Genomic DNA, 18,847 nt, shown 5'->3' with positions numbered 1-18,847 from the left:
GTGATGTGGCGCACCCTTTCAGTCGGTTCGCTGCAGGAATTCACGCAGGCGCGCCCGCACCGGCTCACGGTCATAGGTGTTGACCAGCGCCCCCGCCATCCGGACGGGGTCACCGAAGAAGAAGTATTCATAGAGGGACTGCCGGCCCGAGAAACCTGAAATCGAGGCGTCGAATGCGAGCTTGAACAGCCGGACCCGCTCAGGCCCCGTCAGGGTCTTTCCCTGCAGGTACAGGTCGATGTCCGCCCTGGCCTCGCCGTTGACGTCCGCTTCGCCGGGCAGGGCCATCAGGCCCGACGCCGAGAACTTCCGGATGATCTGCGGGAAGCGCTGCGCCATCTTCGGGTACCAGTTGCGGGCAGCGTTGAGCGTCGCCCACTTGGGCAGCATCACGCCGGCCTCGTTGGGTTTGGCGTCCGCCTCCGAAGCCCGGACCAGGGCCTTGCCTATTTCGACGTCGATGATCAGTTCGGCGATGTCCTCCTGGATGTGCTGGAATCCGTCGATGCCGATCGAATCGGCGAGTTCGGAGGCCAGGCCCAGGAAGAACTCGCTCTTGGCGATGGTCCTGGTGACAACCTGATGGGTCATCAGGGCGCCGGCGCCTGTATCGGCGTAGAACGAGTTACAGAGCTGAGGGTTGCCGAGCATGAAGATGCGGTCACCGGGAACGAAGACATCGTCAAAGACGGCGACGGCGTCCATCTCCTCATAACGGGACGCGAGCGGTTCGTCGTGGATGCTTCCGCCGTTGTACAGCGAGGTCCGGCAAAGATAGCGCAGCCCGGGCGCGTCATTGGGAATGGCGAATGCAAAGGAATACGGGGCATCCTCCGGCGTGCCGCGCAGCACCGTGGACGGAAAAACCAGCAGCTCATCGGCGATGGGCGCGATTGTGGCGAGCATGCGCGCGCCGCGGACCACGATGCCGCCGTCGCGCTCTTCCACCACATGCGCTGTTAGCTGGCCGCCCAGCTGCTCCGAACCGGAGACAGACCTGTTCACCTGCGGCGGGATCAGCGTGTGGGTTGCCAGCAGGTCGTTTTCGCGGGCCCGCTCATAATAGTTGCTGATGTTGTCGGCAAACTTGGGATCCGCCTGGGAGAACCACTTCCCGGCAGCGGCCAAAGCAGTGAGTGCGGAGTTCATATAGTCGCCTGTACGGCCAAGGAACCCGTTGCTCTCCTCGGCCCAGGTAGAGGTGGCCCGGCGCCGGTGCTGCAGGTCCTCGATGGTCCGGGGCACGAGGAAGGACGCGTTGACCGGGTCACCCGTCGTGGGCGAGGTGTAGGTCAGCGCGTCCCTGTACCGCTGGTCGTGCTGCATGTCGAACAGTTTCGCGTACTGCCGGGCAACGTTGCGGAAGGCGGGGTGTTCAGCGACTTTCCCCCTGACCACTTCACCGTCGATGGCAATGTGCGGCGTCATCGCATTGAGTTTGTCCAGGTACTGCTGGCCGGTCCTGATGCCCATTGCTGCCTCCAGTCGTCGTTGAACTGTCCGTTGATGGTGGTGAAGAGTGGCACCTACAGCAGGTCTTCTATTCCCAGCTGGCTCTCCGGGATGGTGGTGAAGGCACTGTTGGCAAACGCGAGCGCGTCGCCGCTGCGGTGGTCGAAATCCACCACCTCGCCGAGATAAAGGGTGTGGTCGCCGCCGTCGTACGCCGCCCAGGGCCGGCACTCAAAGTAGGCGAGCACCCCGGCGAGCCGGGGCGCTGTGGCACCTTCCACCCACCGTGGTTCCGGGCCCGGACGTCCCGCGAAGTGCATGGCCAGCTGCCGCTGTTCGGCTCCCAGGATGTTGACGGTGAAGGGGCGGCCGGCCAGCTCGTCGTGGGCCTTCGCGCTGCGGGCGATGCTGGCCAGGACCAGTGGCGGATCCATGGAGACGGAGGTGAAGGAGTTGACGGTGATGCCGTGGCGCTTGGTGACGCCGTCGAAGGTGACGATGGCGACTCCCGTGGCGAACCGGCCGAGGCTGCCGCGGAACCGGTGGTCGCGGGGTATTGAGGTCCTGCCCGGAACGTCGGGGCCAGCTGCCGAATGAGACATCTTTCTTGACTGTTCTATAGTTGGACGGTTCTATAGTTGAACAGGCAATTCCTATATGGAACCGTAACCCAACGTGACGGGCAGCACAAGCCTTCATGGCTGGCAATCCCGCCCCCATGCCTAGGATGGACAGCATGACTCCCAACGCCGCTGCCGCAACGCAGGCAGCGCCCGCCCAGGCTTCTCCGTCGCAGACCCTCTCGCGGGGCATCCGCGCATTGGAGATCCTCGCCGAAGCTGACCGCCCGCTGACCATCGCCGAGCTGGCCGAGGCCATGGGCGTCCACCGCTCCGTCGCCTACCGGATCCTGCGGACGCTTGAGGACCACTCCCTGCTGGTGCGCGACGATGCCGGCCGGGTTCAGCCCGGCCCGGGCCTCGCGGTGCTGGCGCGGGGTGTCTCGCGGAACCTCCAGACCGCCGCCCTTCCGGAACTGACCCAGCTGGCCAACAGCCTGAACATGACGGCCTTCGTGGCGGTGTGGGACCACCAGGACTGCGTGACGCTGGTGACGGTGGAGCCCCGGCATTCTGCCGCCACCGTGGTCCAGCACCCCGGGTCCCGCCATCCGATCAGTTCCGGTGCGCCCGGCATCGCCATCCAGTCTGCCCTGACGGAACACGAGTGGAACCAGCTGGCGCCTGCCGTGCCGTACCGCCAGGAGGCTGCCGAGGCCCGGAAGCGCGGTTACGCTGCCAGCCACGACGAAGTCATTGCCGGAGTTTCTTCCCTTGCCGCACCCGTCCGGGTTCCCGGCGGACGGCCGGCGGCGGTCGCCGTCGTCTATATCCGGTCGGCGCAGGATCCTGAAGCGGTGGCGGCGGCCCTGACGGCCAGCGCCGCCAGGATTGAAGGTCAGCTCGCCTGAGCTGCCCGCTCCCGGGAAGGAACGACGGCGGCGGCAACCGCGCCCAGGGCGAACAGTGCCGCCGCGGCGGCTACCGTGACGAGGAAGGCGGCGCCGTGGCCGGCGTCCTGTGCCAGCTGCCCGCCGACGGACGAGCCAAGGGCCGTGCCCGCGACGATGCCGCTGGCGAGCGCCGTCATGACCGTGGCCAGCCGGCCGGCGGGGGCCACCATGCCGCCAATCGCAAAGACCGTGACCATGACCGGCCCCACCGGCAGGCCCAGTGCGAGCAGAACCAGCACCATGCCCCAGCCGCCGGTCGGCAGGAACAGCAGCGCCGACAGCCCGGTCATGGCTGCGGCTCCGGCCACCCAGCGGGCGGCCACGGGGAAGCCGGCTGGCCAGTAGGCAACCGAGATCGCGGCCGCAGCCGAGCTGATGCCCATGACGGCGTACAGGAGACCGGCTGCCTCAGATGTAGCGAAGCCGGCGGCGAAGGCGCTCAGGGCTGCCTGCGCCGAGCCGAAGAACGTGCCCATGCAGACCATGGCCAGGACCGGAAGTGCCACCGGTGCGAATCCGGCCAGACGGCTCGAATTCCGCATGTGGCCGGGTCCGCGGTGCCGGGTTTGGCTGCCATTTCCCTTCCGGCGCGTATCTTTCTGCCGTAGCGGGACAGCGGCGTGGGTCGGGTGGACGGCAAAGGCCGGGACGAGGGTGAGCGTGAGGGCCGCGGCCAGGGCCAGCGGCAACCACGGGGCCACAAGGCTGGCCAGGACGCCCACGAGTGCCGGTCCAAGCACGAAGGTCAGTTCGTCTGCCGTGCTCTCATAGGAAAGTGCGACGTCCAGGTCGGTGCTGTCACCCGGGCGCCGGCTGCCCTCAGTGAGCGCCATCCACCGGACCCGGGCCAGCGGACCGACCTGCGGGCAGCTGAGGCCTGCCAGGAACGCTGCGGAGATGACGCCCCCTGCGGCGCTGACATCGTGCACCCCGGGTATCAAATACGCGGTGGAGATAACGGCGAGCACGGCCGCGGCATTCAGCGCGGCCGAGATCAGCAGTACCGGCCGCTGGCTGAAGCGGTCGGCCAACCAGCCAAGGACCGGCGCACCTGCAGCTGATCCGATGCCGACGGCACCGGCGGCGGCTCCGCCGACGGCATACGAACCGGTGACGGAGGTGGCGAGGGTGAGGGTGCCCAGGGTCAGCATCGCGAGGGGCAGGCGGGCGAACAGCCCCAGGGGCAGGAAACCACTGCCCGCCAGGGCCGGCAGGCGTGCGAAGCGGCCGCCGAACTTCCGGCGCGGCGTGGTGGGACGGGAGGCGGCGGGTGACTGGGACGCCGTCGGAGTGTGCATATATTCGGGCTCGTTCAGGTCGTGCGCATCGTCCCTCCTCCCGATGCGCCGAACCCGGTAACACTCCAATGGTACTGGACCGGTGATGCCCGCCCGGCGGCGGGCATCACGGGCCGGGTATCACGCCGCGGATGACAGACAGCTCAGACCGTTGCCAGTGCATCGACGATGTGCACCGTGGAACCGTTGCGCTGCTTGACCACTTGGAGCTGGCTGCCGATGCGTTGCTTCATCTCCCCCACGTGGCTTACGAGGCCCACCACCCGGCCGCCATCACGGAGGCTCTCCAAGGCATCCATGACCTGTTCCAGTGCCTGCTCGTCGAGGCTGCCAAAGCCCTCGTCGACGAACAGCGTCTCAATGTCGACGCCGCCGGACTCCTGCTGCACCACGTCCGCAAGGCCGAGGGCGAGCGCCAGCGAGGCCATGAACGATTCCCCGCCGGACAGTGTTGAAGTGTCGCGGCGGCGGCCGGTCCATTCATCCACGACTTCCAGCCCCAGCCCGGATTTGGCGTTCCGGGCTGCCCTCGCGTCGGAGTGCTGCAGCGTGTAGCGGCCGTCGCTCATTGCGACGAGCCTTTCCGAGGCGGCAATGGCGACCTGCTCCAGCCGCGCGGCCAGGACATAGGCGTTCAGGCTCATCCGGTAGCTGTTGTCACCCGAACCGCGGGCTGCTTCGGCCAGGCCCTTCAGGAGTTCAGCGCGGCCCCTCGGCTCCCGCCCGGATTCAGCGAGGTCCGCGTACTCGGAACCCAGACGTCCCAGGGTTTTGGCGGCGCGGCGGGCCAGGCCCGCCGCCAATGTGACGTCCCTGGCGGCTTTTTCGGCCTGCAGGGCCTCAGCGCGGAGCAGGTCCAGGTCCACTGCCTCTTCCCCGGCTGCCTCTTCCTGGACTGCGACGACGAGCTCCTCGCTGGCAAACACTTCCTCAAGCCGTGCCTCTTCATCCCGCCCGGCCTGGACGGCAGACTCCAGCCGGGCCGCTTCCGAAGCCGGCAACAGTGCCTGCCGGGCCTCCGCGGCCGACGCGAAACCGGCGTCGGGAAGGGCACGGTCCAGCTCGGCCCGGGCCTCGGTCAGGCGGGCTGTGGCCTGGTCAAGCTGCGACTGGGCAGCGTCAGCCTGTTCGAGAATGCCCACAACCTGACCAATGGCGCGGCTCCGCACGGCGAGGCTCGCGTGGCCGGCACGGAGCGCTTCGAGTGACAATTCCAAAGCGGCCGACTGCCCTTGGATTTCGGTCAGGGCCGACTCCGCCTGCGCCAGCTGCGCCAGGGTATCGACGCGCGCCTGTTCCGTGGAGTCGATGCGTTCGGCCAGCTCTTCCTGCCGGCTCCTGCCGGCGGCCAGTTCCGCTACGGCGGCCGCCGCCTCGGCAGCGGCTTCCCGGGCGGTATTGGCTGCTTCCGACGCTTCGGCAGGATCGGTGTCGCCGCCCTGTCCGGCCAGAACAGCAACCCGCTGCCTGGACTCGGACAGCTCTGCTTCCAGGGCAGAGAGAGCTTTTTCGGCGGCCTCGCCCAGCTCTTTGGCGCGTTCCTCTTTCTCGGCAAGCCCCAGGACGGAGTCACCGGCGGGCACGGGTGCCGGATGCTCCGGGCTGCCGCAGACAGGACAGGGCGCCCCGTTTTCCAGCCGCGAGGCCAATTCCGCCGCCGCGTTGGCCAGGCGTTCCTCGCGGATGTCCAGCCACTGCTGCCGCAGTTCCTGGTGGTGTTCCCTGCCCCTGAGGTGCCGTTCCGTCACGGCAGCACAGTCAGCCCGGGCAATCGCATACCGCCTGACAACGTCCACCAGTTCATCCGCCGCGGCCGCCTCCTTGGTGCGAAGCACGGACTCCCCCGCCAGCTGTTCCAGCGGCTCCAGAGTCGAACGCAGGGATTCCACTTCAGCACGGAGGGAAAGCAGGCCGGCGGCCTGGCGGTCGCCTGCGCGGGCGAGTTCCTGGCGCCGCTGGGCAAGCCGGGCGGCGCGTTCCTGCAGGCCGCCGAGCAGCTCCTCGTCGGCGAGGCGTTCGCCGACGACGGCGCCCAACGCGCGCAGGCGTGACAGCTCGGCGGCCACCCCGACGGCTGGCAGTCCCTTCCCCGCCAATTCCAGGCTGGTTTCGGCTGTCTCCCGCACTTGGGCGAAGGCGAGGTCCGCGGATTCCGCCGCCCGCGCAAGCATCGCCTCGGCAGTGGCCACGGCCTTCAGCTGGCTGCCAAGGAGCTCTGCCTCCCGGTGCAGGTCAAGCGTGGCAGCAGCATTTGCAAGCGCGGGCGCCGCCGCCTCCGCGTCGGCCCTCCGGCGCAGCGCGGCAGCAAGCTTCATGCGCCTGCCTTCCCTGGCCAGCTCCGCTTCCAGCCGGTCCGTGCAGCCGCGGCGCTCCTCCTCGCAGGATTCCGCTTCCCCGGCCAGCGTCGAGGCGCGCACCGACGCTGCCTCCTCCAGCCAGGACAGAAGCTCCGGATCGCCTGCCGGTTCCGGTGCCGCGTCGACGTCGATTTCCAGGGACGCGGCTTCGGACTGCGCCCGCTCCACCAGCTGGCCGAGCCTCGCCTCAAGGTCCGCTACTTCCCTGGCGGCCCCGGCCGCCTGCGCCGCCAGCTCCCGTTCCACTGCCTCGAACCGCTCCGTCCCAAAGAGCTTTTGCAGCAGTTCGAGCCGGTCCGAGGCCTTGGACCGGAGGAATGCAGCAAAATCTCCCTGCGGAAGCATGACCACGCGGGTGAACTGCTCCCGGTCCATGCCCAGCAATGCGGTGATTTCCGCCCCGGCTTCGTCGTTCCGGCCGGATTTTTCCACCCAGGCACCGCCGACCCGTTCCCGCAGGAGGGTCTTGGCCTGCTGGGTGGTGAAGCCGTTGCGCCCGCGGGCGCTCGGCTTGTCCCAGGCAGGCGACCGGGACACTTCAAAACGCCGGCCGCGGGCCGTGAATTCGCAGGTGACGCGCGGTTCAGCCGCCGGGTCCGCGTGGTCACTGCGGAGCCTCTTGCCGTCCTGCCGTGCCCCGGGAACGGACCCGTAGAGCGCATAGCAGATGGCGTCCAGGACGCTGGTTTTGCCGGCACCGGTGGGGCCATTGAGGAGGAACAGCCCGTGCGCGCTCAGCTGGTCAAAATCAACTTCCTCTGTCCCGGCAAACGGACCGAACGCTGAAATCTCCAGACGGTGAATCCTCACAGTGATGCCTCCTGCAGCCGCACATTCTCCAACGCGCCGGTGAGGGCGGCCTGCTCTGCACTGTCAGGCTCCCGTCCGCGGACGTGTTCGAGGAACCCGCAGCAGACGGCGAGATCGTCCTCGGCCTTGGCCAGCCGGCTGCTGTAGCTCGCCCCGGATGCCGCGGCGGCTCCCTCCGGCTCGAAAGCGAGGACGAGCGTGTCCGGGAACCTCGCCCGGAGCCGCTCCATGGCCTGGGCCGGCCGCTGGGCGTCCGTCAGTGTCACCTGGCAGTAGGCTTCCTCCGCCCAGGTGTGTTCAGGCGACTCCAGCAGCGCGTCCAGGGTCCCCTTGAGGATGGCCAGCTGCCGCGGTACTTCCCAGAGGACCTCGGCCACCCCCGTGACACCGGACTCATCCATGTCCACGAGCCAGCCGCCCTTCAGGTGCTTCGCCTCCGAGAAGGAGTACGCCAGCGGCGATCCCGAGTAGCGCACCTCCGGGGAGAGGGACTGCCGGCCGTGCAGGTGACCGAGCGCGGTGTAGCTGAAGCCGTCAAAAAGGTCCAGTGGCACGGCACCTACTCCCCCGATGCTCAGGTCGCGTTCGCTGTCCGAGCTGATGCCCCCGCTGGCGAACGTGTGAGCCAGCACCACGGAATGGACGGTCCGGGACGAACTGCGCACGGCCACGTCGGACCTGATGCGGTCCGTAGCGGCCCGGGTCACCTCGAAGTGGCTGGCAGTGTCTACCCCAAGCTGCTCGGCCACCAGGCGCGGTTCGAGCCAGGGGATGCCGTAGATGGCCAGCACCGGACCATCGTGGTCCGGCCCGGACTCGCCCAGCGGCAGTACGACGGGGACGTCCAGCTCCTGGAGACGGGTGCGCAGGTGAACGCCCCCCTTCTCCAGAAGCCGGGAGGCGAACCCGAGCCGGATGGCGGAGTCATGGTTTCCGCTGGTCAGGACAACCTGCGCGCCCGCCCCGGTCAGCCGGACCAGGGCATCGTCCAGCAGATTGACGACGTCGACCCCCGGCAGCGCCCTGTCGTAGAGGTCGCCGGCGATCAGCACGACGTCGACGGACAGTTCACTGACCTTCGCAACGAGCTGGTCGACGAAGGCGCGCTGTGCATCCAGCATGCCGACGCCGTGGAAGGACCGGCCCAGATGCCAGTCGGAAGTGTGCAATAACCGCATGTTCATAAGCTAAAGGCGGGCACTGACAATATTGGCGACCCCGCGCTTCGGCGCGTCAGGACTTTTTGGTGCCCGGCCCGTCGAAGAAGTCGCGCGCCTCATCGCGGACTGCTTCCGTCGCCGGGCCCTGGCGGTCCGCACCGCCGGTATGACCATCGGACGCAAGAGCTCTCGCGTCGCCGCCTTCTTCGCGGGCATCGTCGCCGGAGCCGTCGTCGAACTCAGGTTCCGCAGCCGTCCCGTCTTCGGCACGCCCGGTGTGCACCCCGGCGGCGCTTTGCCCCCGGGCATCCGCGAACCCGCGGAAAACAAGGCCGGAAATGCCGGCACCGACGATCGGTGCCATCCAGAACAGCCACAGCTGCTCAAGTGCCCAGCTGCTGCTGAAGATGGCGGACGCAGTGGCCCGTGCCGGGTTAAAGGGCGCATTGCCCAGAGCCTGGCCGAGTTGCAGCAGCACGGCGAAAGCCAGACCGACGGCGAAGGGAGCGGCCGCGGCGTGGTGGTTGCGGCGCGCCGTCATCCCGAGGAACACGGCGACCAGGAGCGCTGCTCCCAGCACTTCGGCGAGCAGCACTCCGGCCATCGAGGTCTGGATCACGGAGTGTTCCCCGAACCCTGCGGTGACAGTGTCAAAGGCCGTGCGGGCATCGGGGATGTTGGGTACTGTGCGCAGGATGCCGAACAGCGCCAGCGCGCCGGCTGCGGCACCGATCAGCTGCGCGCCGATGTACGCTGCTGCGGCGGCAATGCCGATCCTGCCCGCCACGAGGTTGCCCACTGTGATGGCAGGGTTGAAGTGCCCGCCCGAGATGTAGGCGAAGGCCAGCATTGCCGCGGTCACGGCCAGGCCTCCGGCGAGCGCGCCAGGCAGCGGGTTGGACTGCGGAAGAGTAAATAGCGGCACACCCAGCCCGGCAACCACCAGGAACAGCGTTCCGAACGCCTCCGCTCCGAGCCTGGACAGGAGTCCGGGCCGGAATCCGTTGTCACCGGCTGATGGCCGGCCGTCGGTCGGTGGAACGGACACAGGGGTGCTCATGGGAAATCCTTATGTTGTGGTCAGCAGGGAATGCCACTCGCATCGGGAGCCGGCCCCAGCAGTCTGGCAGCAAAGTCTGGACAGTTGCTGAATCCGAGCTTATCCCCCGGTGTCCGCCCGCCCGGAATCGGGAGTTCAAGATCACAGCGCCGTCGGGGAGCGCTCCGGCGGGCAGGTAAATTTGCCTGCATGAGCAATGAAACCGGTGCCGTTCCGTCCCCCGAGTCCCGCATCCATGGCTGTTTGCTGGGCGGAGCCCTGGGCGACTCGCTCGGCTACGCCGTCGAGTTCGATCCCATCGAGGAGATCCGGCGCCGTTTCGGCGCCGCCGGCCTCCGCGATTTTGCGGCGCTCGACGGCGGGACCCACTTTTCCGACGACACGCAGATGACGCTGTACACGGTGGACGGAATCGTTGAGGCCCTGGAGTGGGCCAACTCGGGTGTCGGTGCCGATGCCAACGCCTGCGTGTGGCTTGCGTACCTGCGCTGGCTGGACACGCAGGGTGTGTCCGTTCCGGAATCCGCCCCGCGGCCCCAGCCCCGCTGGATTGATGGCCAGGAGGTGCTCCGGCACCGGCGTGCGCCGGGCAACGCCTGCCTGAGCGGGCTGGCCACCGGCGAAATGGGAACGGCGGCCCGCCCGGTCAACCCGGACTCGAAGGGTTGCGGTACCGTCATGCGTTCCGCCCCCTTTGGCCTGGTTCCGCACATCCCGGCCGATTCCGTGTACAAGTTGAGTTCCGATGCTGCTTCCCTCACCCACGGGCACCCGTCCGCCCGCCAGAGTGCGGGCGCGTTCAGCCTGCTCATCCACTTCCTGGTGCAGGGCAGCGGCCTGGCTGAGGCGGCGCAGGCGGCTCTCGCCCGGGCGCAGGCAGACGACGAGGCGGCACCCGAACTTCGCGAGCGGTTGGACGCCGCCGTCCGACTCGCCGGCGAGGCGCGATCCGGCACAGTCCTCGGCCCGGAGGATCTGGTCCGTGAACTGGGTGAGGGCTGGGTGGCGGAGGAGGCACTCGCCGTCGGGCTTTACGCCGTGCTGGCCACGGCGCCCCAGGCGGACGGGGATGGCCCGTCCGATCCGGTGGCGCACTTCAAGGCCGCCATCGCCGTGGCCATTAACCACAGTGGTGACAGCGATTCCACCGGGTCCATCGCAGGCAACATCCTGGGGGCATACTACGGCGTGGCGTGCCTGCCCGCCGACTGGCTGGAGGCGCTGGAGGCCCCTGAGGTGATCCGCGGCATGGCCAGCCAGCTGGTTGCGGTCACATCCGGCTAAGCGGAATGTTGTTGCAGGCCTCGCATACGTCCGTGGGGATAAAGCCCCGGCGCTGCAGCAGGCCGAAGATGGCGCAGCCCCGCGCATTTCACGACCCTCCCTCAGATCCCGTCGGGTTTCCCCCGACGCTTCCTCAGATCCCGCAGGACGTGAGGAAGGGTTGTTCAGCAGGCGGCGGGATTTGCGGCGGCGTTCGCCAGGTGTACCGGCGCGCCGCCCACCATCTGCAGGAATTCACCCTCGGAGATGACTTCGATGGCCTGGCCGCGGTCGTGGAGTTCCAGCACGCGTTTGGCCTTGCCAGTGAGCCGGCCGGAGCGCAGATCACTGGCCACGAACCCGTCGCCCACCACCAGGACGCTGGTCCGGGCAGTGACCCGGCTTTCCGGGCGTGCCCCCAGTTCCGCGGACCGCACCTTCGCTTCGGGCCGTGGCATGGCAAGCTCGCCCGTGAAGACGACGGTCTGGCCAAACAGCGGATTCCCAGGTTCGGCGTCGGGATTGGGCTCGGGGTTGGGCCCTTCCTCCGGCCACCCGCTGCGGAAGGGCCGGGCCGGGCTTATGCCGCCCGCAGCGGCGAGCGCCGCGACGGTCGCCTTGGACAGCTCGCCTGTGGACGGGTCGAACGCCGGCTGCTGCGGCAGGGCCAGCCCCAGCGAGAGATAAAGCTCGGCGATGCTGTTGGCCCGGTTGCGCCCGGCGATGTCTATCAGGATGCCCGCGCACGCCCGGGCGTCCTCGGCCGCGTCGTGGTGGTTCACCAGCGGCACGCCCGCCTCCTCGGCGGCAAAGGGCAGGGAATTCGACACGAGGGAGTAGCAGCGCCGGGACAGCATCACGGTGCACACGTAGTCGTACGCGGGTCCGGCAAGTCCCGACACCTCGAGCGCTGAGCGGATTACTCCGAGGTCAAAGGCCGCGTTGTGTGCCGCGAGGATGTCGCCGCCAATGAATGCGCCGATCTCCGGAAACAGCTCGCCGAAGCGTGGCAGGCCAGCCACCTGCTCTGGCCTGATGCCGTGGACCCGGACGTTGTGGTAGTCGAACGCGTCGTGGTTTTCCGGCGGCCGCATGAGCCACGAGGCCTCTTCGACGATGACGCCGCTGCGGACCTTGGTGAGGCCAACGGCACACGGCGAACCGCGGAAGCCGTTGGCGGTCTCGAAGTCGATCGCCGTAAAGTCCAAACCCACGGGCACAACTGTAGCCCGGCAGGGGCACGGAACCCGTCAAGTACCCTTGAAACGTGAACTTTAATGCATTGAGCGACTTTGCCGTGCCCGCGCTGGGTGGCGCCGGCCCCGTCCAGCCGCATATGGCATCCTTCCTGCCGGACTGGCTGAACCCCCAGGTTTTCCTGGCTGATCCGGCCCTGGCACCCTGGGTTGTTCTGCTGGTGTGCGGGATCATCTTCGCCGAAACCGGGCTGCTGATCGGATTCTTCCTGCCCGGCGATTCCATGCTGTTTACCGCAGGCCTGCTCGTGGCCACAGACACGATCAAATTCAACATCTGGCTCTTCGCCGCGCTGATCATCGTGGCCGCCATCATCGGCAACCAGACCGGCTACTTCATCGGGTCCAAGGCCGGTCCGGCCATCTTCAACAAGCCCGACTCCAAGCTTTTCAAGCATGAAAACGTGGAGAGTGCGCACAAGTTCTTCGAAAAGCACGGCGGCAAGGCCCTGATCCTTGCGCGGTTCGTGCCCATTATCCGCACCTTTGTTCCGGTCATCGTGGGTGTGGCCGGCATGGACAAGCGGAAGTTTTTCCTGTTCAACGTCATCGGTGCCCTCCTGTGGGGCGGCGGCGTGACCCTGCTCGGCTACCTGCTGGGTGACAAAGTGCCGTGGGTCCGCGACAACCTGGACATCATCTTCATCGTCATCGTCCTGGTCTCGGTGATTCCGGTCGTGATTGAAGTGGTGCGCGGCATGACGGCCAAACGGGAGGCCGCAGCGTTCGGTACGGACCCGGTGGAAGAGTTCATCGAGGAGCACGAGCCCGAGGCCGAGCGCAAGACCAACCTGGACTGACCGGAGCCGCGGAAGGCCCCTCAAACAGGAAAGGCACCTCACGAGTGTGAGGTGCCTTTCTGCTGCCAGCTGCCGGGGCTAGCGCAGGGCTTCAACGATCGACGGGAGCAGCGCCCGGAAAGCAAGCCCGCGGTGGCTGATGGCGTTCTTCTCCTCCGGACTGAGCTCGGCGCAGCTGCGGTCCAGGCCCAGGGGTTCCAGCACGGGGTCGTAGCCGAAGCCGCCTTCACCCCGCGGCTCACGCAGCAGGGTCCCGGCAAGCTGTCCGTACTCCACCACTTCGCGCGCCCCGTCCGCTGATGCCGACGCCGGCACGGCGAGGGCGGCAGCGCACACGAAGGCGGCGCCGCGGTGGCCGTCCGGCACGTCGGAGAGCTGGGCCAGCAGCAGGCGCAGGTTGGCGTCGTCGTCACCGTGTCGGCCGGCCCACCGGGCGGAAAAGATCCCCGGCGCACCGCCGAGTACGTCCACAGACAGCCCGGAGTCATCGGCGATGGCCACCAGTCCTGTGGCTTCGGCCACTGCCCGCGCTTTCAGCAGCGAGTTCTCCGCGAACGTCACCCCTGTTTCGGCAACGTCGGGGGCGCCGACAGCGGCCGCGTCCACTACCTGCGTGTCGACGTCGAGCCCTGGGATCTGCCCGCGGAGCAGCTCACGCAGCTCCCGCAGCTTGCCGGCGTTGCGGGTGGCCAGCACCAGCCGTGGGGCAGTTCCGGCACTCACGGTGCTGTTCACACTCACGGTGCTTCCGCCAGGGTTTCGCGCTGGATGGCGGCCAGCTGCTCGGTCCCCAGCAGGGCCAGGTCCAGCAGCTTGTTCAGCTCGTCCCGGTCAAAGGGGGCGCCCTCGGCCGTGCCCTGGACCTCCACGAACTTGCCGGAGCCGGTCACCACGACGTTCATGTCGGTTTCGGCCCGCACGTCCTCGATGTACGGCAGGTCGAGCATCGGAATGCCGTCGATGATCCCCACCGACACAGCGGCGATGGTGTCAATCAGGGGCTGCGCGTTGCGGGCGATCATCTTGTTCTCGCGGGCAAAGCGGATGGCTTCAGCGAGCGCCACATAGGCGCCGGTGATGGCCGCCGTCCGGGTGCCGCCGTCGGCCTGCAGGACATCGCAGTCCAGCACGATGGTGTTCTCCCCCAGGGCCTTGGTGTCGATGATGGAACGCAGCGAACGCCCGATGAGGCGGGAAATCTCGTGGGTCCGGCCACCGATCTTGCCCTTGACGGACTCACGGTCCGAACGGGTGTTCGTGGCACGCGGGAGCATGGCGTATTCGGCGGTCACCCAGCCGCGGCCTTCGCCCTTGAGCCAGCGCGGAACGCCTTCGGTGAGGGAAGCGGTGCACAGGACCCGGGTGTTGCCGAACTCGATGAGGGCCGACCCCTCGGCCTGCTTGGACCAGCCTCGGGTGATGCTGATGGGCCGGAGCTGGTCCGGGGTGCGGCCGTCGGCACGGATGACGGGGGCAGTGGTTGCTTCGGAAGTCATGCCTTTAGCTTATCGAGGCTACAGGCGTGCCGTGTCAGATCAGCCGGTGCCACGGCTGCCGCCATGACGTCAGACGGTGTAGTGCACGCCCGCCACGGCCACGGCCACGTCACCGGCAAAGGCGGGACGGGCCTCGGCCATGATCTTGGTCTGGGAGGTCCACACCGGAATATGGGTCAGGAGCAGGCGGCGGGCGCCGGCGGCGGTAGCGGCCTCCGCGGCCCGCTTACCGGTCAGGTGGACGTCCTTGATGCCGTCGTCCCGGCCCTCCTCGAAGGCGGCCTCGCAGAGGAAGAGGTCGGCGTCCTTGGCCGCCTCCTCCAGCCCCCGGCACGAGTCCGTGTCCCCCGAGTAGGTCAGGACGCGGGTGGCGGCACCTCCGGCCGCATCCGGTTCCGTGACCTCCACACGCAGGGCGTAAGCCTCCTCCACCGGGTGGTTGACGGCGAAGGGCGTGATGGTGAAAGGGCCCACGGTGACCGACTGGCGCTCGGTCCAGTTGGTGAAGTCGAACTCCTCGTGCATCCCCGGGTCCAGGTCCAGCCCGTAGGCCGTCGCCATCCTGTCAGCGGTTGCGGCGGGTCCCCAGACGGGAATCCTTCCCCGGCCCCAGCCGCCCGGCTTCCAGCGCACCGCCACATGCAGGCCGCACAGGTCCATGCAGTGGTCAGGGTGCAGGTGGGTGAGGAAGATCGCGTCAATGTCCTCGAGGTCGGTGTAGCGCTGGATGGCGCCCAGGGCGCCGCTGCCGAGGTCCATCACCACCTTCCACACCCGTTCGCCGTCGTTGGCGGTCAGCAGGTAGCAGGAGGCGGGTGATCCGGGCCCGGGAAAGGAGCCGGTGCAGCCGACGATGGTGAGCTTCACAGGAAGGACCCCCCGGGAACCGGTCCGGACGCCTGTCCGACGAAGTTGGAGATCCGGGGCCGCGCCGCCGCTTCCCGTGCGGCGGCGATCATTTCGGGGGTAATCCGCGCCAGGCTGCCGGTGGGGTACTGGGCGGCGACGTGGTCCACGTGCCTGACGCTGAGGACCTCCGGCCCGAGGAACCTGCGGGCCAGCGCTTCGAACTGGCCGGGATCGCCGGTGGCGATAAAGCTGTGCTCCGGGGCCGCAGCGTCCGTCCGCTCGAGGCCGTTGCTGGCCAGCGCCCGGTAGACGTCCTTGGCGGTTTCCTCGGCGCTGGACACTAGGGTGACGTCCTCGCCCATGACGTAGGAGATCACCCCGGTCAGCAGCGGATAGTGCGTGCAGCCGAGCACCACGGTGTCCACCCCGGCCGCCTTCAGCGGCTCCAGGTACTCGCGGGCAACATCGAGCAGTTCCGGCCCGGTGGTGATGCCGGCTTCGACGTACGGCACAAACGCAGGGCAGGCCACGGACGTGATTGCCAGGTCCGGCGCCGCGGCGAAGGTGTCCTCGTAGGCCCGGGAACCGACGGTGGCTGAGGTGCCGATGACGCCCACCCGGCCGGTGCGGGTGGCTGCGACGGCCCGGCGCACGGCGGGCTGGATCACTTCGATGACAGGGATTCCGTAGCGCGCGGTGTACCGCTCGCGGGCGTCACGGAGCACCGCGGCCGACGCCGAGTTGCAGGCTATGGTCAGCAGCTTGACGCCGGAGTCCACCAGTTCGTCCATCACACCGAGGGCGTTGGCGCGCACTTCCGCGATGGGCAGCGGCCCGTACGGGCCGTGGGCGGTGTCGCCGACGTAAAGGATGGATTCATTGGGCAACTGGTCAATGATGGACCGTGCCACCGTGAGGCCGCCGACCCCGGAGTCGAAGACGCCGATCGGCAGCGATCCCACATTGACGCCGTCGGCCGTTGCGGACTCCGCTGCAGCTCCTGCTGCCGGGTCCATGCTCGATGCTGAAGTCATGATTATTTGAGGATAGGTCCTCGAATGAGGTCCGGCCATCACTTGTGGTGAGCGACTCATGTCGAATTTGTCACATTTGACGTGGCGCAAACCACACGGCGCCGGGACCGCAAACGGCGGAAACCGCTCAGTCCCGTGTGTCCAGAGACTGCAGCATCGCCTGTACGAGCGACTCCTGCAGCCATGTGGTGAAGTTGTAAACCAGCGCGAGGTAGCTTTCCACGTCCTCGGCCTGGGACCAGTCCTGCATCTGGTGCACGTGGTCCGCGTCCGCCTCGTCCCGGATGTCGAGACGTTCGGCGAGCACCAGCCGCACATCGTTCAGGGCCGTGGACCAGTGCCGGGCATCGGCCGGGGTCAGGACCAGTTCGTCCTTGTCCAGGCCCAGCGCGGCGGCGCGCAGCGCGCCGATCTTGCTCTCCCGCAGCGAGCGTTCGGTGAGCTGGCGGAACTCAAGCGAGGCGGCGGCGTCGTCCTTCACCGCATTGGGGAGCAGCCGCCGGAGGGCCCGGTCGGACGGTTCCCGGACCTCCAGGTCCAGTCCGATCAGTGCTGCGAGCGGATCCTCGGAGCCGCGGTCCGCCGGTTCCAGCATGGAAATGACGTCCGCGAACAGGCTGCGCAGCAGTTCCCGCTCGGCCGGTTCCAGGAAACCGGAGATGCCCTTGAGTCCGTATTTGAAAGCCTTAGCCACGTTTTCCCTTGCCCTTGCCCGGTCCGCCGCTTTTGCCGCCCCCGCTGTCTCCGCCGGTGGCCTTCTCCACGGTGGCCCAGAGGCCGAACCCGTGCATCGCGACCGCGTGCTGCTCCACCTGTTCCTTGCTGCCGTGGGCAACGATGGAGCGGCCCTTCCTGTGGACCTCAAGCATCAGCTTGTTGGCTTTGGTCTCCGAGTAGCCGAAATAGCTTTGGAAGACGTAGCTGACGTAGCTCATCAGGTTGACGGGGTCGTTCCAGATGACAAGGTTCCAGGGGACGTCCGGGGCAGTCAGGGCGTCGGTGGACACCGCGGTTCCGGTCTGGGTGCTCTCCTGGGTGTCAGGGCCGAGCGCAACGCTTAAGGTCATCTGTCCATTCTATGGGGATGCTGGGCCCACGCCGGCGAGGGGCCCGCGGCGAAGCGAAGCGAGACGTGGGAGCCGGTGGGGACTAGAGTGATTTTCGTGAGTACCTCCGCTGGCTGGGAGCAGCCCCGTACGTCCCTGTTCACCGACCATTACGAGCTGACCATGCTGCAAGGGGCCCTCCATTCCGGCGCCGCGCACCGCAAGGCCGTCTTCGAAGCGTTCGCGCGCCGGCTGCCGGACGGCCGCCGCTACGGCATTGTCGGCGGCACGGGCAGGCTCCTGGAAGGCATCATGGCGTTCCGGTTCGGCGAGCAGGAGCTTGAATTCCTGGCGCGCACCGATGTCGTTAATAAGGAGACCCTGGACTACCTGGCCGACTTCCGGTTCACCGGCGACATCTGGGGTTACGCCGAGGGCGAGGCCTACTTCCCCAACTCCCCCATCCTGATCGTCGAATCAACGTTCGCCGAAGCCTGCATCCTGGAGACGTACGTGCTGTCCGTCCTCAACCACGACAGCGCCATCGCCTCGGCCGCCTCGCGCATGGTCATGGCCGCCGGCCAGCGGCCGTGCATTGAGATGGGCTCCCGCCGCACCCAGGAGGAATCCGCCACGGCTGCCGCCCGCGCCGCGGTCATCGCCGGATTCGACAGCACCTCAAACCTGGAGGCCGGCCTGCGGTTCGGCCTGAAAACGGTGGGCACCGCTGCCCACTCCTTCACTCTTCTCCATGACACGGAACGGGACGCCTTTGAGGCGCAGGTCGCCTCCCTTGGGGCCGGCACCTCGCTGCTCGTTGACACGTACGACGTCGAAACGGCCGTCCGTACGGCCGTGGACATTGCCGGGGACAAGTTGGGTGCCGTGCGGCTGGACTCCGGTGACCTGGTGGAACAGGCGCAGTGGGTCCGCCAGCTGCTGGATGACCTCGGCAACCACCACACCCGCATCACGGTCACCTCGGACCTGGACGAATACGCGATTGCCGCGCTGCAGTCCGCACCGGTTGACTCGTACGGCGTGGGCACGTCCCTCGTGACCGGCTCGGGGGCGCCCACCGCCAGCATGGTCTACAAGCTGGTCAGCCGGACCAACGACGCCGGGGAGTTCATCCCCGTGGCCAAGGCCGCCAAGAACAAGACGAGCAAGGGCGGGCGGAAGTACGCCCTCCGCCGGCTCAACGATCACGGTACGGCCACCCAGGAGCTCATCGGCGTGGGCCACCGGCCTGCTGATGACGGCAACGACCGCACGCTGCTGCAGCAGTTCATCAAGAACGGCGAGCTCCTGCCGGGCTGGACGGGCCATGAAGGCGTCCTGCGCGCGCGGCAGCGGCACGCTGATTCCATGGCCGAACTGCCGGCTGTGGTGCACCGGCTGCACCGCGGCGAGCCGGCGATCCCCACACTCTACGAGGACAACTGAGGAGAAC

Annotated in this window: 17 protein-coding genes and 1 pseudogene; 4 read left to right on the top strand and 14 right to left on the bottom strand. The window is 67.9% G+C overall.

All coding sequences use genetic code 11. The features are described from left to right. Window positions 1-18: 18 nt before the first annotated feature. Entirely contained in the window at window positions 19-1,473 is a 1,455-nt protein-coding gene (hpaB, locus tag ACFUTU_RS04905; RefSeq protein WP_377961335.1) for a 4-hydroxyphenylacetate 3-monooxygenase, oxygenase component, read from the bottom strand. 53 nt (window positions 1,474-1,526) lie between these two features. Continuing rightward, window positions 1,527-2,054 carry a flavin reductase family protein gene (locus ACFUTU_RS04900; protein ID WP_377961333.1) on the bottom strand — a complete coding sequence of 176 codons (528 nt, stop codon included), beginning with the start codon at window positions 2,052-2,054 and terminating at the stop codon, window positions 1,527-1,529. Window positions 2,055-2,188: 134 nt separating this feature from the next. Here ACFUTU_RS04900 and ACFUTU_RS04895 point away from each other — a divergent pair, with 134 nt between their 5' ends. After that, on the top strand, window positions 2,189-2,923 hold the full coding sequence (locus ACFUTU_RS04895; RefSeq protein ID WP_377961330.1) for an IclR family transcriptional regulator: 735 nt from the start codon (window positions 2,189-2,191) through the stop codon (window positions 2,921-2,923). Here the strand turns inward: ACFUTU_RS04895 and ACFUTU_RS04890 are convergent. The 4 genes from ACFUTU_RS04890 to ACFUTU_RS04875 form a co-directional block, all read right to left on the bottom strand. Continuing rightward, window positions 2,911-4,263 carry an MFS transporter gene (locus tag ACFUTU_RS04890; protein WP_377961328.1) on the bottom strand — a complete coding sequence of 451 codons (1,353 nt, stop codon included), beginning with the start codon at window positions 4,261-4,263 and terminating at the stop codon, window positions 2,911-2,913. The genes ACFUTU_RS04895 and ACFUTU_RS04890 overlap by 13 nt on opposite strands. Window positions 4,264-4,406: 143 nt before the next feature. Beyond that, window positions 4,407-7,430, bottom strand: a complete 3,024-nt coding sequence (locus ACFUTU_RS04885) for an AAA family ATPase (RefSeq protein ID WP_377961325.1) — start codon at window positions 7,428-7,430, stop codon at window positions 4,407-4,409. After that, on the bottom strand, window positions 7,427-8,608 hold the full coding sequence (locus tag ACFUTU_RS04880) for an exonuclease SbcCD subunit D (RefSeq protein ID WP_377961322.1): 1,182 nt from the start codon (window positions 8,606-8,608) through the stop codon (window positions 7,427-7,429). Before ACFUTU_RS04880 ends, ACFUTU_RS04885 begins: the two co-directional genes overlap by 4 nt. A 55-nt stretch (window positions 8,609-8,663) precedes the next feature. After that, entirely contained in the window at window positions 8,664-9,650 is a 987-nt protein-coding gene (locus ACFUTU_RS04875; protein WP_377961320.1) for an MIP/aquaporin family protein, read from the bottom strand. A gap of 189 nt (window positions 9,651-9,839) precedes the next feature. Here ACFUTU_RS04875 and ACFUTU_RS04870 point away from each other — a divergent pair, with 189 nt between their 5' ends. Next, on the top strand, window positions 9,840-10,934 hold the full coding sequence (locus tag ACFUTU_RS04870; protein WP_377961317.1) for an ADP-ribosylglycohydrolase family protein: 1,095 nt from the start codon (window positions 9,840-9,842) through the stop codon (window positions 10,932-10,934). Here the strand turns inward: ACFUTU_RS04870 and ACFUTU_RS04865 are convergent. Then, window positions 10,921-11,013, bottom strand: a pseudogene (locus tag ACFUTU_RS04865) (DUF4395 domain-containing protein); the annotation flags it as partial. The gene ACFUTU_RS04870 and the pseudogene ACFUTU_RS04865 sit on opposite strands and share 14 nt — an antisense overlap. A gap of 85 nt (window positions 11,014-11,098) precedes the next feature. Beyond that, entirely contained in the window at window positions 11,099-12,127 is a 1,029-nt protein-coding gene (locus tag ACFUTU_RS04860) for an exonuclease domain-containing protein (RefSeq protein ID WP_377961314.1), read from the bottom strand. 68 nt (window positions 12,128-12,195) lie between these two features. Here ACFUTU_RS04860 and ACFUTU_RS04855 point away from each other — a divergent pair, with 68 nt between their 5' ends. Beyond that, window positions 12,196-12,969, top strand: coding sequence for a DedA family protein (locus ACFUTU_RS04855; RefSeq protein ID WP_377961452.1), 774 nt, complete (start codon window positions 12,196-12,198; stop codon window positions 12,967-12,969). 78 nt (window positions 12,970-13,047) lie between these two features. On the opposite strand, the gene rdgB is transcribed toward ACFUTU_RS04855, so the two are convergent. The 6 genes from rdgB to clpS all read right to left on the bottom strand — a co-directional run bounded on the left by rdgB (window position 13,048) and on the right by clpS (window position 17,415). After that, the gene (rdgB, locus tag ACFUTU_RS04850; RefSeq protein WP_377961311.1) at window positions 13,048-13,710 is read right to left on the bottom strand and encodes an RdgB/HAM1 family non-canonical purine NTP pyrophosphatase; all 663 of its coding nucleotides are present in this window, start codon (window positions 13,708-13,710) and stop codon (window positions 13,048-13,050) included. Next, entirely contained in the window at window positions 13,707-14,465 is a 759-nt protein-coding gene (rph, locus tag ACFUTU_RS04845) for a ribonuclease PH (RefSeq protein WP_003805875.1), read from the bottom strand. The genes rdgB and rph overlap by 4 nt, the downstream gene beginning before the upstream one ends. Before the next feature lie 69 nt (window positions 14,466-14,534). Beyond that, window positions 14,535-15,332: an MBL fold metallo-hydrolase gene (locus tag ACFUTU_RS04840; protein ID WP_377961307.1), complete on the bottom strand. Its 798-nt coding sequence runs from the start codon at window positions 15,330-15,332 to the stop codon at window positions 14,535-14,537. Beyond that, window positions 15,329-16,348, bottom strand: a complete 1,020-nt coding sequence (gene murI / locus ACFUTU_RS04835; protein ID WP_377961305.1) for a glutamate racemase — start codon at window positions 16,346-16,348, stop codon at window positions 15,329-15,331. The genes ACFUTU_RS04840 and murI overlap by 4 nt, the downstream gene beginning before the upstream one ends. A 127-nt stretch (window positions 16,349-16,475) precedes the next feature. Further along, the gene (locus ACFUTU_RS04830; protein WP_377961303.1) at window positions 16,476-17,042 is read right to left on the bottom strand and encodes a DUF2017 domain-containing protein; all 567 of its coding nucleotides are present in this window, start codon (window positions 17,040-17,042) and stop codon (window positions 16,476-16,478) included. Continuing rightward, on the bottom strand, window positions 17,035-17,415 hold the full coding sequence (clpS, locus tag ACFUTU_RS04825) for an ATP-dependent Clp protease adapter ClpS (protein ID WP_377961301.1): 381 nt from the start codon (window positions 17,413-17,415) through the stop codon (window positions 17,035-17,037). Before clpS ends, ACFUTU_RS04830 begins: the two co-directional genes overlap by 8 nt. Before the next feature lie 96 nt (window positions 17,416-17,511). Between clpS and ACFUTU_RS04820 the strand changes: the two genes are divergently transcribed. Beyond that, window positions 17,512-18,840 carry a nicotinate phosphoribosyltransferase gene (locus ACFUTU_RS04820; protein WP_377961299.1) on the top strand — a complete coding sequence of 443 codons (1,329 nt, stop codon included), beginning with the start codon at window positions 17,512-17,514 and terminating at the stop codon, window positions 18,838-18,840. Window positions 18,841-18,847 lie beyond the last annotated feature (7 nt).

It is taken from the genome of Arthrobacter sp. NPDC057388 (assembly GCF_042668165.1).
Taxonomy (GTDB): domain Bacteria; phylum Actinomycetota; class Actinomycetes; order Actinomycetales; family Micrococcaceae; genus Arthrobacter.
The sequence above is the reverse complement of the archived record's forward strand: the minus strand, read 5'-3'. Positions and strand labels throughout refer to the sequence as shown.